Source organism: Methanosarcina subterranea, assembly GCF_055385895.1.
In genome coordinates this window covers 1,671,426-1,684,926 of record NZ_AP042426.1, presented here as the reverse complement: position 1 = coordinate 1,684,926, position 13,501 = coordinate 1,671,426, and the positions used below count along the sequence as shown (strand labels likewise).

The window sequence follows — 13,501 nt, the reverse complement described above, 5'->3', positions numbered from 1 at the left end:
GTGTAAGATGTACATTACGGTTCCCTGTATAAAATACGATAACGGAGCAATGGTCCTATCATCTCATGAGGTTGTAATGGAAGTTCCCCTTGCGGTCTTCGTTAACGGCCGCCATGCTCTTACTGCAATGATAAGCCCGACAATGCTTAAAGAATTTGTAACAGGATTTTTATACACGGAAAGGATTATCCGGAAAATTGAAGATATCGAATCTCTGCGTATAGAAGAAAGAAAAGATAAAAATAAAGACGAAAATAGTGCTCCTGCTTTAAGTGCCAGTGTCCTGACAAAAGACCCTTTTTCGATAATGCTTTCAGGGAAAACCGTCCTGTCAGGATGTGGTGGCGATACATCGTATGTGGATGCTGAGAGACTTCCTAAAATCCAATCGGATCTGGTTATCGATGTCTCAACAATAAAAAGTATTATGAAAGAAGCCCTGATTTCAGACCTCCATATAAGAACGGGCGGCATACATATTGTAGGGCTTTTCGAGCCGGATGGAAAGATATGTGTAATAGAAGATATAGGCAGGCACAACGCTCTTGACAAGGTAATAGGTTATGGGCTGAAGCATGGTGTGGACTTTTCCAGGACAATTGTGACCTGCTCGGGAAGACTTTCCTCTGAAATGGTAAGGAAGTGCCTTATGGCTAATGTCCCTGTTATCGCATCCAGAGGTGCAACCACAACACTTGCAATAAGCATGGCAGAGAAAGCCGGCCTTACTATTATCGGTTTTGTCCGAAGCCAGAAGATGAACATCTATACAGGCGCAGAAAGAGTCAGGAATCAGGAGCAAGCCTGATTAAAAGTTTTCAGTGCTTGGCTGCAGATCTCTGACGATTGATTAGAAACGCTGACGATTTGCCAGATTAAACAAAAGACACAAGAAAGGTAATAGGGCCTTCCAGAATAAAAGAAGTGAAGAGTACGATAAAAGTTCCCATAGTTGCTATCCGCGGAATAAACAAAGAGAAATGCAGGAGCGTTGTTGAAAATGGGGCTGATAGCCCTGCTGCAATTTCTGCAGTAGTATATAGCGACGATGTAAGAAAGGAAACCAGAAAATTCATTAAATTCATTAATATTATTCGGAAATAAAAAATTCAAGCTGATCGTGATCTTAATGCTGTAAAAAAATTCTCAGATTGGGATTACATCTATTCGTAAAATCGATAGATTCCCTCACTGGATGAGGGAGGTACTAACGCCTTTTAGTGTATTTTTATTTGCTGACTTTTTTCTGGAAGAGGATCGCACATTGTCGAACCGCCAGTAAACCGAAAAAGACTGTATACTCCCGAAGTGAAATTCTGATAAAGAAATTAGGGTGTCTGAACTGTTAAACGTATCTTAATGAAATGCCTGCCTGTTGGCTCTATCCAATTTCCAGGGCTCATCAAGGATATTGACAGTAACATTTTCTACCCCATTAACGCTCATGACCTTTCTCTTTACCTGATCTTTAAGGTAATCAATCATGGGACAGGCAGTTGTTGTTAATACAAGGTTTACGTCTACATTTGCTCCGTCCACAATAACTTCCTTGACCAGGCCCAGATTGACGATATCTACCCCTACTTCAGGATCTATCACGTCTTTTAGTACGGAATATATTTGCTCATCTCTTTTGAGCAAGGTTTTTTTAGAGGTTATAACGGATACTTGTACGGGTACTGGTGAGGCTTTTTCATGAGCCTGAAACCGTTCCTCTAATCTGCTCAGGCGGTCAAGCATCTGACTCATCACGGTAAGCATAGGGTCCGGTAGCTTATTGTGATCCAGCTGCTCTGAAGGTTTGGATGGTTGAGGCGTTCCGGCAATCTTGGCAGGGACTCCGACTACTGTAGCATCTGGAGGAACTGACCGGACCACAACCGAGCCTGCGCCTACTTTTGCTCCTCTTCCTATTGTAATCGGTCCGAGCACGATTGCACCTGAGCCCAGAACAACGTCATTTTCAACAGTCGGATGGCGCTTTTTCCTCTCAAGTGCTGTGCCTCCAAGCACTACTCCCATGTATATGAGGACATCATCCCCAACCTCAGCAGTTTCTCCAATTACCACTCCTGACCCATGGTCAATAAAAACCCGCTTCCCGAGCTTTGCTCCGGGGTGGATTTCAATGCCTGTAATCGTCCTTGAGATATGAGACGTCAAACGGGCAAGGAAAAAGAATTGTTTATTCCAGAGAGAGTGTGCCACGCGGTGCATCCAGATAGCGTGCAGGCCCGGATAGCAGCAGAGGACCTCGAGTGTGGACCTTGCTGCAGGATCTTTTTTGAAAACTGTTCCTATATCTTCCCTGATACCCATCGAAATCTTCCGGTATTAATTGTCAAATGTTCAGTCAAATAGTTCAATTAAATAAATCAATCAAACAAATCGGTGCTCAGATAACGTTCTCCAGTATCCGGCAGGATGACAACAATTGTCTTTCCGCTCATCCCTTCTCTGGACGCTACCTGCAATGCCGCGTATGCAGCCGCACCTGATGATATTCCTGCAAGGATGCCTTCTTCCTTTGCAAGCCTTCTGGCTGTGGCAACGGCATCGTCTGCGTTTACCCTGATAATTTCATCAACAAGGTCTAAATTAAGCACATCAGGGACGAAACCTGCGCCGATCCCCTGGATCCTGTGTGGTCCCGGTTTTCCACCGCTTAACACCGGGGATTCTTCAGGTTCGACAGCAAATGCCCTGAAATCAGGCTTCCTTTTTTTGAGAACACTGGCAACACCTGTAATTGTCCCTCCTGTTCCCACGCCTGCTACAATCACATCTGCTTTTCCGTCCGTATCCTTCCATATTTCCTCGGCAGTTGTTCTTATGTGAACTACAGGGTTTGCCGGGTTCTGGAATTGCTGGGGCAGATAGTAAAGAGCGGGATCTTCTGCAGCCATCTGCTCTGCTTTGTTGACTGCCCCTTTCATCCCTTCAGGACCCGGGGTCAGGATGAGTTCTGCACCCAGTGCCTTCAACAGTTTTCTTCTTTCTACAGTCATTGTCTCAGGCATGACCAGTATGAGCTTGTAGCCCCGGGCAGCACATACGCCTGCAAGTGCAATGCCTGTATTGCCGCTTGTGGGTTCAACAATAGTAGTTCCAGACTTGATTTTCCCTTCACGTTCAGCTTCTTCGATCATTGCCAGGCCGATTCTGTCCTTTACACTCCCCATCGGGTTAAAAGATTCCAGTTTAACAAGCACATCTGCATGAAGACCTTTCGTTATGCGGTTCAGCCGGACAAGCGGTGTATTGCCTATTGTCCAGGTTATATCGGAATATATTCGCCCCGTACTTTTCACCTTTTCTTGCAGTTTATTTCTTTCCAGATTCTTTATATGTCAATTCCGTTCAAGCGTATTTTTAAACGGCCGATAGTGCATGTTTTTTTCATGCAGACCTACAGCCATCAGGGAATTTTTCTCAAGTTCCTTGCTTTGAGAGAGTTTGAACTCTGCAATGCCATTCATGCAACATAATAGAATTTGCATGAAAATTCACAATTGTGAATTATGTTTATCTTAGGTTATCTTGGATATATAGTTATCGAGAAGCTTCTTGACTTAAAAGATTTTAAATTGGTCTGAAAACGATCTAGGAACCGTCAAAAAGAGACTTTAGAGAACATCTGGTCTAGGTTTCATTCTGTTGCTGTCTTACTCTTCAGGGCCGCAGGTGCTACTGCAGTTACTCTCAATTCCTCTTGCACTTGCACAAATCTTGCATACCCTTACCACAAAGTCGTCGGCTGTATTATCGATCAGGTCTTGAGCAAGTTTTTCGATCAATTCCTTTGTCTCGCCCTGGAACTCGATCCTGTATCCTCTTTTTCCCGAAATATACTGGGAAACTGCCGACGGGGCAATCCCCAGCAGCTTTGCGGAAGCCGCCTGCGACTGTCCTTTATTTACAAGTTCGATTGCAAGACTGGCCCTTATTGCGGGAACCAGATCCCACACAATCTTCTGACACGGAGTTTCCATAATTACCATCACTTTTTGAGATTTTACAATTGAGAACGAATATATCTTATATACATATATATTTATTACCAGTATCAAAAATAATAATAAGATTGCCACGCAAAGCAATATTTTAAAAAAACTGCCGGATTTTGAGGTTTCACTGTTTCATCAGGCCGTCATCTCAGATATTTTCAGGGATAAAACTTAAATAGTCACAATTGTTATGATTATTCACAATTGTGAAGGTGTAAGTGTGATAGTGGAAAACAGGACCATTTACATGGATAACTCTGCTACGACTCCTGTAAGAAAAGAAGTTGTCGAAGAGATGCTTCCCTACCTGACAGAAAACTTCGGAAACCCTTCTTCCATATATGACCTGGGCAAAGTCTCAAAACGTGCAATAGAAGAAGCAAGAAAAAAGGTTGCAGATGCCATAGAGGCTGAAGAGAACGAGATCTATTTCACATCAGGAGGCACGGAGTCTGATAACTGGGCATTAAAGGGAATTGCCTTTGCAAACAGGAACAAAGGAAAGCACATAATCACAAGCTCTATCGAGCATCATGCCATCCTGCACGCCTGTGCATGGCTCGAAGGGCAGGGGTTTGAGGTCACTTACCTTCCGGTAGACAAATACGGGATGGTATCGCCTGAGGATCTGAGAAATGCGATTAGAGACGACACCATACTCATTTCCATAATGCTTGCGAACAATGAGGTCGGGACGATTCAACCTGTTGAGGAAATTGGAAGAATCGCAAGAGAGAAAAGAATATATTTCCACACTGATGCGGTGCAGGCAATAGGGCACGTCCCTATAGATGTTAAAAAAATGAATATTGACCTCCTATCCCTTTCAGGACATAAGTTCGGAGGACCGAAGGGCTGCGGGGCGCTTTACATAAGAAAAGGGACAAAAATAGAAGCACTTCTGCACGGCGGGGCTCAGGAGAGAAAGCGCAGGGCAAGCACAGAGAATGTCCCGGCTATTGTGGGTCTTGGAAAAGCCATAGAACTTGCAACAAATGAGCTTGAAGAAGAGAATAAAACCCTTCTGGAAATGAGAGAACGCCTGATTGAAGGGCTTTTGAAAATCCCTAAAACACATCTCAACGGTCATCCCACAGAAAGGCTTGCAAACAATGTGAATATCACATTTGAATTCATAGAAGGGGAGTCTCTTCTGCTGCTCTTGAATGCAAAAGGGATCTTTGCATCCACAGGAAGCGCATGTAACTCCACATCCCTTGAGCCCTCACATGTGCTTACAGCCTGTGGAGTTCCGCATGAAATCGTTCATGGTTCTCTTAGGTTGAGCCTTGGGAAAATGAATACTCAGGAAGACGTGGACAGGGTGCTTGAAGTCCTGCCTGAGATTGTTCAGAAGCTCAGGAATATGTCGCCATTGACCCCCCAGGAATACAGGAACCTTTGAACAAAAAGGAATTCCGATCAAGTAAACCGTTTTAATAATATGAATATTGAAATACAGTGCAGGAGGACAATTCATGGATTACAGCGTTAAAGTTATGGACCATTTTTCGAACCCCAGAAACATGGGAAGCATTGAGAACTGTGATGGAGTAGGAGAGGTAGGGAACGCAAAGTGCGGAGACATAATGAAAATCTTCCTTAAAGTTGAAGAAGACCGGATTGTCGATGTGAAGTTCCAGACTTTTGGGTGCGGGGCTGCAATTGCATCGAGCAGCATGGCAACCGAACTTATCAAAGGAAAAACCCTAAAAGAAGCCTGGAAGCTTTCAAATAAAGCGGTTGCAGAGGCACTCGATGGTCTCCCTCCGATAAAAATGCACTGTTCAATGCTTGCAGAAGAGGCAATTCATGAAGCAATTAATGATTATCTTAAGAAAAGCGGACTTGAGCCGTGGACAGAATAACTCTGATTGTTAAAATATCATAAACAGGAGCCTGGGGAATACATATGGAAAAGATTGAGACTGAAAAGTATGTCCGGCAGATAATGTTATTTGGAGAAGAAGGCCAGGAAAAACTGAAGAGAGCAACTGTATTCATTGCCGGGGCAGGGGGGCTCGGATCTCCGATTTCTACTTACCTTGCAATTGCAGGTGTCGGGAAAATAATCCTTGCGGATTTTGACTGCGTAGAAAAAAGTAACCTTAACAGGCAGTTTCTTCATCATGAAAAGGATCTCGGAAGAGAGAAAGTCATATCAGCAGAAGAAAAACTTCTTTCGATGAACCCCGACATAAAGGTAGAAACAATTAAAGAAAAGATCACAGACGAAAATGCAGACTCAATAGTTCCTTCTTGCGACCTGATAATAGATGCTCTGGATAATTTTGAGACAAGGCATGTTTTGAACAGGCTTGTCGTGAAGAGAAAAATCCCTCTTATCCATGGCGCAGTCTCAGGATACAGAGGTCAGGCAACAACAGTGATTCCGGGAAAAACTCCCTGCCTTTTCTGTATTTTCCACTCCTTTAAGAAAGAAGTATTTCCGGTACTGGGAACAACCCCTGGAGTAATAGGCTCAATTCAGGCAAATGAAGCAATTAAATACCTCACAGGGCAGGGCCAGCTCCTGGAAAACCGCCTCCTTTTATGGGACGGCTCTTCCTGCTCTTTCAGTGAACTGAGTATTAATAGACAAGAAAATTGCCCTGTCTGCGGGATTATAGATAAGATGCAGACCAAAATAAATGGATAAGATTGAAAAACAGTTTTTCGCAGGTTAACACCTTTGATTTTAGGAATGAGATTTATATGGAAAATCAGTTAATTGTAGAAAAAATTAAAAAACTCAAAGAAGAAAGAAACGCGATAATTCTATCACATTTTTATACACGCAGGGAAGTGCAGGAAGTTGCGGATTTTGTAGGGGATTCCCTCTCACTTTGTAAAGCAGCAGTGAATTCAAAAGCTGACGTCATAGTTTTTGCAGGCGTCCATTTTATGGCTGAATCCGCATCTATCCTTTCCCCTAAAAAATTAGTCCTTTTACCTGTCCCGGATGCAGGCTGCCCTATGGCAGATATGGTCACAGTAAAGGCTCTCAGGGAAGAAAAAGAAAAACACCCTGATGCAGCAGTTGTTTGTTACGTAAATAGTTCGGCTGCTGTAAAAGCGGAATCAGACATTTGCTGCACATCTGCAAATGCGGTAAATGTGGTAAATTCGATAAAAAACAGGGAAATTATTTTTGTCCCGGACAAAAACCTTGGTGCATTTGTGTCTCTGCATACCGATAAAAAGATCCATCTCTGGCCCGGATTTTGCCATGTTCATGATAACATCAGCGAAGACGACATAAAACATTTACAAAACCTGTACACAGATGCAGAATTTCTTGCACATCCTGAATGCAGGCCTGAAGTCCTGTGTCTTGCAGACCATATTCTAAGCACCACCGGAATAGTGAAACAGGTGGAAAAATCAGGTTCCAAAGAATTTATTATCGGGACTGAAAAGGAACTTTTTGAAAAACTGAAAAGACAATACCCGGATAAGAAGTTCTATCTTCCTTCAGAAAAGGCTCGATGCTATAATATGAAAAAAATCACACTAGAATCAATTCTGAACAGCCTTGAGAATATGGAATATGAGGCCAATGTTCCGGAACATGTAAGAGCGAAAGCAAAAAAGGCGCTTGACAGGATGATTGAAATCAGCGGAAGCTGAGTTAAAGCAGGAATGAGGGCTTCTTCCCTCTTTTAAACTTTTTTTTACTTCATCCCGGGCGTTTTAGCTTTTCTTTTTTAGCCTTTATTTTTATTTCTTTTTGGCAGGGCTGCAGGCAAGCCGGCTGGGATACTGATTATATAAGGACTTAATTGCGCCTGGGATGTGGCTGTTTTTTCAGTTGCTCTTTTCCACTGGATGCAGTCGAATATATTGCGGAAAAAAGGTTATCGGGCAACTTTTTTGGCAAATAGGGAATAATAACTGATCAACGAGAAGATCGCCTTTTTTATCCTGTTATATTTTCTCCTGTGAAGAGATAATTATTTATATTTATATCACAATTGTGAAGACATAATCACAATTGTGACTATATAAGACAAACCTGTCAGAATGGGAAAGTGGCTATGCTTCTGGCTGCAACCCGGAATTATGTGAGTTCGATTCTCACTTCTTACATTTTAACAGTTTATGAGAAAACTAGAGGAGACAGAACAGGAAACGTGAGAGAAAGGTAGATAGGGCAATGGCAGGCATCAGATATGGATTATACCTGAGATCCTGTTTGCTCCTAAAAATACAGAGGAAATTTTTGAATACATTCTGGAGATGAGATGGTGGACGAAAACGGAAATAAAAAGGAGACAGTACATGGCAATTTCTTCCGGAAGCTCTTCTTTTAAAAATCTTTTTTCGGGAAAAAAAGGTCAGAGTGTCGGAATAGTCCGCTCCATGAATTATAAAATACCCGGACCCTTTGAACTTGAAAGCGGAAAAACCCTCTACGGCGTCAGTATAGAGTACGAAGTCTACGGGAAAATGAATGCCGATAAAAGCAACGTTATTCTTATCTGCCATGCTCTGACCGGAGATGCCCATGCTGCTGGTTTCCATCAGGGTGACAGAAAACCCGGCTGGTGGGATATTGTAATAGGACCTAACAAGGCATTTGATACTGAGAAATACTGTGTTATTTGCTCAAATATCTTAGGAGGTTGCAAAGGCTCCACAGGCCCGTCTTCCATAGACCCTGAGACCGGAAAAGTTTACGCCATTTCCTTTCCTGTAATCACTATCAAGGACATGGTAACTGCTCAGAAAAAACTGGTTGAATACCTTGGAGTAAAACAGCTTTTTGCGGTTGCGGGAGGCTCCATGGGGGGAATGCAGGTGCTACAGTGGACGGTCAGCTATCCCGAAATGGTGAAAAAAGCAATTGCAATCGCAACGACTGCATCAACAACCCCGCAGCAGATCGCATTCGGTGCAATCGGCAGGAAAGCCATAACCGATGACCCTAAATGGAACGGAGGGGACTATTACGGAAAAAAAATCCCTTCACAGGGCCTCGCACTTGCTCGAATGATAGGACACATCACATATCTGAGCGACGCTTCAATGCAGAAGAAATTCGGGAGGTTACAGAAGGATGCGGATATAGAGGGCAATACAAGCACTTCAAGCACTTCAAGCACAACAGGTACGGCAGACGCTAATTTATCTGAACTCTCTCCTGAGCTTTCCCACGGATTCTCTCCGAACTTCCAGGTTGAAAGCTACCTTAACCATCAGGGAGATAATTTCACAAAGCGCTTTGATGCCAATTCATATCTATACATTACAAAAGCCGTGGACTATTTTGACCTTTCAAAGAACGGCTCCCTTATTGAAGGTTTTTCCGGAGTTACTGCAAAATTCCTCGTAATTTCCATATCCTCAGACTGGCTCTATCCTCCATACCAGTCTCAGGAGATTGTATCCGCTCTTACTACAAATGGAGTAGATGCCAGATACGAAGAAATCAGGTCACAGTACGGGCATGATGCCTTCCTGCTTGAAGAGGGGCAGCTTAGCTACATGATAAGGAGCTTTCTATCCGAGGTCCTCGTAAGCGATGTCATGAACCGGAATTTTTATACGGTTTCCAGAGACGAAACAATCGAGCACGCATCAAGGCTGATGGTAAAAGAATGCGTAAGTCACCTGCCTGTCATATTAGAGGACGGAAAACTTGAAGGCATAGTCACTTCCTGGGATATCACAAAAGCAGTAGCGTGTAAAATTTATGAGCTGAATGAAATCATAACACGGGATGTAAAGTATGTCTACGAAGACGAAAGAATTGAACATGCATCTTCAATTATGGAAAAACATTCAATTTCCGCGCTTCCCGTGATAGATTCCGAGCATCGCGTAATAGGTATTGTTACAAGTGAGAGCATAAGTGCTCTTATTGGAAAATTTAGTTAAAGAAGAAAAAGGATAGCCTTGAGAAATTATTGTTAAGGAATGGTTGAAATACGACTTCAAGTTTTCACTTTGGCAATGGCTCTATAATTGCACTCCCAAATATCATTAATGGCAATATAGAGTATAAATGTTTGAAATTATATTTTCGCATTCCTAAGTAAGATAATGAATCTTATGCAGTCCAGATTTCAGTATAAAATGAGAGGCAAAAATATATAATTTTTAAATTTCCCATCAAAGTTTAAGACAAACAAAAAGACTGAAAAAAAAGGAATAATTCGAAGCCCATAATCAACTTTTGAGGTCACTTGAAATTTCCCTCAATTTGGATTTCATCTATACTTAAAGCTTGAGATTGGACGCGGACCCTCTGAGTGTTTTCAAAGTGTATTTACTACCATGATTCGTCTTTGTTTTTTATAGTTAACAAGCCTGCCTTAAAAGCCGCCAAATTTATGGCCCTGTTATCAATTTTTTTTGTGTAAATCCGGATCCGGAATTACATTTTGGTTTTTACAGGCTTGTATGAAAGCCCATATTTTAATTTTATCTTCAAGAGCAAACAATACACAATATTGCTTATGAGCCCTTTCAGTATTTGCACATGGACTGTTTAAAACCTTTTCCATATTCGCTATGGCTGCCAGATATTCATCTATTATAATATCAGGATCGATGTTTTCTATATCCTCACTTTTAAGCTCGGCTTCTAGCTCAGGAGTTTCGATCCACAATTTATGATCGTTTATAGGAACCGAAGGAATTGGGGCGTCGGATAAGAAAAAGAGGTTATCCGCTTCCCTTCTCCAAGAACGGTACATGACATTTTCACGTCATACCGCTAAAGCATTCTATAACCCTTTCAACATGGAAGCTGGTTGAATATGGAAGAGATCGAATTGAATGTGCTCACAGGTCAGTGCTTAAAAAGAAGAATGGATAACATCGAGATTGTCAGGAAAGAGGCATTGGCTATACTTAATACAGGCATTGAAAGACCCTTTAATCAAACCGTGTTCATGATTCCTTTTTTGATGGAGAGATAGCATTTTTCGAATGTCTCTTGGTTTCCGCTGAACTCAAATGTACAGTATCCAAACAGCTTTGCGTATTCTTGGATCTTTTCATCGATATCTTTTACATACATATGACCTGTATTGACCTTTGCAGCCCTTGAGTATCCTGCTAAGTCATTGACTTTTTCGCCATTTTCAATGCTTTTTCAGGATCAGAATGAAGTTTGTCTATGTTTAGAATTTCCCTCCATAATTGAGCGTATATAGGTGTGAAAAAGAAAGCAGGTTCTTTACTATGGATTTTAAGCAATTTGAGGCAGTTTGCACCACCACCTACTGTTGCTCCGATGCAGTCATCTACAGTCCTTTCATTATCTCGCAGTATCCACACTGTGCAGCTGACATGATTAAAATGTTTATTTGTATCTATTTTAAAAATTGATCTATGTGCGATATAGCAAAGCTATTGATAATAAATATCCAATTATAAGCGATTTTAAAGACTTTTTTCTTCGTGAAGGTAAATTTACTTACCTGCCTTTAAAAGGTGGCAGAAATCTCTATTATTCCCTTTAAGGGGGATTTTTTTATCTCTCCTCTGCCTGTCATCCTTCGCAATTATAGCAAGCTCGTGATCAATAGGAATCTATGATTCCGATCTCTCTGTTCGCTAACATCTAGCATATTGAAAAAGAATAAGGAAAAATGATAAACTTTTTTGTATTTTTTCTTTAAGAGGCTGTCTTAAAATTCAAACCATTTATACATTTGGATAGTAGGTGTGTTGGTTTCAAATTTAAGTTGTAAAGCTGATCCCAAAACTCAAAGCCGCTTATCTAAATCCAGTATTCCGAATATACCAATCGAGTTTTAGATCACGGCAGTGTGCCTAATTTTCTGTAAAATTCTCTATACCCTACATTCCGCAGTATTTTTTCAAAAACTACTATTTTTCCTGATAGCGTTTTTGAAACAAATAAAATTAATTTGGACTTTTATTGCAACCTGGTGAAAATTGAATGATATTGTTTTTTGGTCTCTTTGATACACCATATAGCTGCTTTACCTCCTGCATAAAAGTCCAATAAATCCACGTTTTATTGAAAATCGATAGCAGGAAAAAATGCGAATATGCGAAAATTTACTGCGGAAAGTGGGTATACCCTTTTCCTCTTGTTTTTGATTACTGTTCCATTATTAAATACTTATTTCCTGTGATCCATTCTTCATTAATATCAATCAGTATTGAGACAATTAGTCTCAATACTGACTCCTGATTAGGGAATGCCACTACCACCTTGCTTCTTCTTTTAATCTCCTTGTTAGTTCTCTCCATCCCACTTCCGCAGATGTCCACAAAAATGCCACTAATTTTCCCAATATGGCAGTAGTTTAAATGGTGATCTCGCCTTTATTGGATAAGGGCAGGCAAAGCGGCAAATAATTTCTACATCTGTGTACATGTTGAATAAGAAAGAGCGATTACTTGCTCTCCCTCTTCTAAGAACCGTACGTGAAAGTTTCCCTTCATACGGCTCAAGCATTCTATAACCCTTTCTGTATCAGGCAGCAATCTTTTTTTTTTCAAATGGAGTGATCCTTTCAACAACAAAGTTTATTTTGACGTTCGTGGAAGTAATCCGTATTAAGAAATGGATTCATTTGCAGTTTTAAAGGAATATGTCTGTATATCCTGGTTTTAGATAGGAGCAATAACCCATTAACCTCTGTTCTGAAATCCCACCTTCTGGAAGTGCTTCTTTTCCAGTATTTGTTAACAATCCAATCTTTAGATTTGTCTGGATGTCTTCTTTTAGCCCATTTCCATAACAATTCCCAGATTCTATGGTCAAGTGTCTGGAAGATATCCGAGGAGACCACAGAATTGTGATAGTTGATCCAGCCTCTTATTATGGGATTTAATTTGGTAATTAATACTTCCTGAGACCACGCAGCTCCTGCTGTTATGGTTTGACTGATAGTTTCAGTGAATCTTTTTATGGACTTTTTGGAAGGTTTAATCAGAAGCTTACCTTTATACTTGCGGAAATTCCAGCCGAGGAAATCAAAGCCGTCATTAATGTTTGTGATCAGAGTTTTATCATCGGAGAGTTCAAGACCTCGTTCTTTGAGAAAAGCAGTAATCACTTCCCTAATTTCTCTAGCAGTTTCTTCTGAATTAGCAGTAACTATGAGGTGAGTAGCCCAGGGGAATTTCACCCTTAGGCCCTCTCAGAACCGGACATGAACCTCTCAGCTCATCCGGCTCCCATTATCCAGCCTCAGGAAAGATCCCCATTTGCCAGTGGACAAAAAGCTTTGAATCCCTTCTGGCAATTTTCCCAAGCCAGTATCTTGCTCGTCGCTTGTGGCCTGCAAGTTTCTTGTATTTGCGCAGGGCCCAGCGAGTCAAGGCACGGTTCATATGCTTGAGTACACAGTACAATTCAGATTTGTAAAAGAGACCATAGTAGTTGACCCATCCTATCAGTATTGGATTAAACATATGGGATAGGTCTTCTAACGGTTTATCTGGTTTTAGGTGTATACGCCAATCGTGTATCTGTTGCTGCATAGCCTTTTTAGCCATGTTGCTGA

Annotated in this window: 15 protein-coding genes and 3 pseudogenes; 8 read left to right on the top strand and 10 right to left on the bottom strand. The window is 41.4% G+C overall.

Going from position 1 to position 13,501, the window contains the following annotated elements:
- Positions 1-7: 7 nt before the first annotated feature.
- Both fdhD and ACZ5A8_RS07470 read left to right on the top strand, forming a co-directional pair.
- The gene (gene fdhD / locus ACZ5A8_RS07475) at positions 8-808 is read left to right on the top strand and encodes a formate dehydrogenase accessory sulfurtransferase FdhD (protein WP_464533112.1); all 801 of its coding nucleotides are present in this window, start codon (positions 8-10) and stop codon (positions 806-808) included.
- A gap of 83 nt (positions 809-891) precedes the next feature.
- A pseudogene (locus ACZ5A8_RS07470) lies at positions 892-1,104 on the top strand (thiamine phosphate synthase); the annotation flags it as partial.
- Between the two features lie 252 nt (positions 1,105-1,356).
- Here ACZ5A8_RS07470 and cysE read toward each other — a convergent pair.
- From cysE to ACZ5A8_RS07450, 4 genes are all read right to left on the bottom strand, one after another.
- Complete coding sequence (gene cysE / locus ACZ5A8_RS07465; protein ID WP_464533110.1) at positions 1,357-2,319, bottom strand: serine O-acetyltransferase; 963 nt, start codon at positions 2,317-2,319, stop codon at positions 1,357-1,359.
- Between the two features lie 56 nt (positions 2,320-2,375).
- Entirely contained in the window at positions 2,376-3,311 is a 936-nt protein-coding gene (gene cysK, locus ACZ5A8_RS07460) for a cysteine synthase A (RefSeq protein WP_464533109.1), read from the bottom strand.
- 39 nt (positions 3,312-3,350) lie between these two features.
- Entirely contained in the window at positions 3,351-3,479 is a 129-nt protein-coding gene (locus ACZ5A8_RS07455; protein WP_464533108.1) for a hypothetical protein, read from the bottom strand.
- Between the two features lie 186 nt (positions 3,480-3,665).
- Positions 3,666-3,992 carry a transcriptional regulator gene (locus tag ACZ5A8_RS07450; protein WP_464533106.1) on the bottom strand — a complete coding sequence of 109 codons (327 nt, stop codon included), beginning with the start codon at positions 3,990-3,992 and terminating at the stop codon, positions 3,666-3,668.
- Positions 3,993-4,197: 205 nt separating this feature from the next.
- Here ACZ5A8_RS07450 and nifS point away from each other — a divergent pair, with 205 nt between their 5' ends.
- The 5 genes from nifS (at position 4,198) to metX (ending at position 9,887) form a co-directional block, all read left to right on the top strand.
- Complete coding sequence (nifS, locus tag ACZ5A8_RS07445) at positions 4,198-5,412, top strand: cysteine desulfurase NifS (RefSeq protein ID WP_464533105.1); 1,215 nt, start codon at positions 4,198-4,200, stop codon at positions 5,410-5,412.
- Positions 5,413-5,485: 73 nt separating this feature from the next.
- The gene (gene nifU / locus ACZ5A8_RS07440) at positions 5,486-5,875 is read left to right on the top strand and encodes a Fe-S cluster assembly scaffold protein NifU (protein ID WP_464533104.1); all 390 of its coding nucleotides are present in this window, start codon (positions 5,486-5,488) and stop codon (positions 5,873-5,875) included.
- A 44-nt stretch (positions 5,876-5,919) separates the two neighbouring features.
- The gene (locus tag ACZ5A8_RS07435; RefSeq protein WP_464533102.1) at positions 5,920-6,666 is read left to right on the top strand and encodes a HesA/MoeB/ThiF family protein; all 747 of its coding nucleotides are present in this window, start codon (positions 5,920-5,922) and stop codon (positions 6,664-6,666) included.
- Positions 6,667-6,722: 56 nt separating this feature from the next.
- Positions 6,723-7,637 (top strand): quinolinate synthase NadA, encoded by a 915-nt coding sequence (gene nadA, locus ACZ5A8_RS07430; protein WP_464533101.1) that lies wholly within the window; start codon positions 6,723-6,725, stop codon positions 7,635-7,637.
- A 651-nt stretch (positions 7,638-8,288) separates the two neighbouring features.
- The gene (gene metX, locus ACZ5A8_RS07425) at positions 8,289-9,887 is read left to right on the top strand and encodes a homoserine O-acetyltransferase MetX (RefSeq protein ID WP_464533099.1); all 1,599 of its coding nucleotides are present in this window, start codon (positions 8,289-8,291) and stop codon (positions 9,885-9,887) included.
- Between the two features lie 467 nt (positions 9,888-10,354).
- Here metX and ACZ5A8_RS07420 read toward each other — a convergent pair whose 3' ends face one another.
- Entirely contained in the window at positions 10,355-10,621 is a 267-nt protein-coding gene (locus ACZ5A8_RS07420; protein WP_464533097.1) for a hypothetical protein, read from the bottom strand.
- 129 nt (positions 10,622-10,750) lie between these two features.
- On the opposite strand from ACZ5A8_RS07420, the pseudogene ACZ5A8_RS07415 reads away from it, so the two are divergent.
- Positions 10,751-10,870 (top strand): annotated as a pseudogene (locus tag ACZ5A8_RS07415) (IS630 family transposase); the annotation flags it as partial.
- A gap of 23 nt (positions 10,871-10,893) precedes the next feature.
- Here ACZ5A8_RS07415 and ACZ5A8_RS07410 read toward each other — a convergent pair.
- The 5 genes and pseudogenes from ACZ5A8_RS07410 to ACZ5A8_RS07390 all read right to left on the bottom strand — a co-directional run bounded on the left by ACZ5A8_RS07410 (position 10,894) and on the right by ACZ5A8_RS07390 (position 13,478).
- Positions 10,894-11,034, bottom strand: coding sequence for a hypothetical protein (locus ACZ5A8_RS07410; RefSeq protein WP_464533096.1), 141 nt, complete (start codon positions 11,032-11,034; stop codon positions 10,894-10,896).
- Between the two features lie 38 nt (positions 11,035-11,072).
- Positions 11,073-11,294, bottom strand: coding sequence for a DUF1638 domain-containing protein (locus ACZ5A8_RS07405; protein WP_464533094.1), 222 nt, complete (start codon positions 11,292-11,294; stop codon positions 11,073-11,075).
- 792 nt (positions 11,295-12,086) lie between these two features.
- A pseudogene (locus ACZ5A8_RS07400) lies at positions 12,087-12,239 on the bottom strand (transposase); the annotation flags it as partial.
- Between the two features lie 266 nt (positions 12,240-12,505).
- Entirely contained in the window at positions 12,506-13,123 is a 618-nt protein-coding gene (locus tag ACZ5A8_RS07395) for a group II intron maturase-specific domain-containing protein (RefSeq protein ID WP_464533093.1), read from the bottom strand.
- 52 nt (positions 13,124-13,175) lie between these two features.
- Positions 13,176-13,478 carry a group II intron maturase-specific domain-containing protein gene (locus ACZ5A8_RS07390; protein ID WP_464534052.1) on the bottom strand — a complete coding sequence of 101 codons (303 nt, stop codon included), beginning with the start codon at positions 13,476-13,478 and terminating at the stop codon, positions 13,176-13,178.
- Positions 13,479-13,501: the final 23 nt, after the last annotated feature.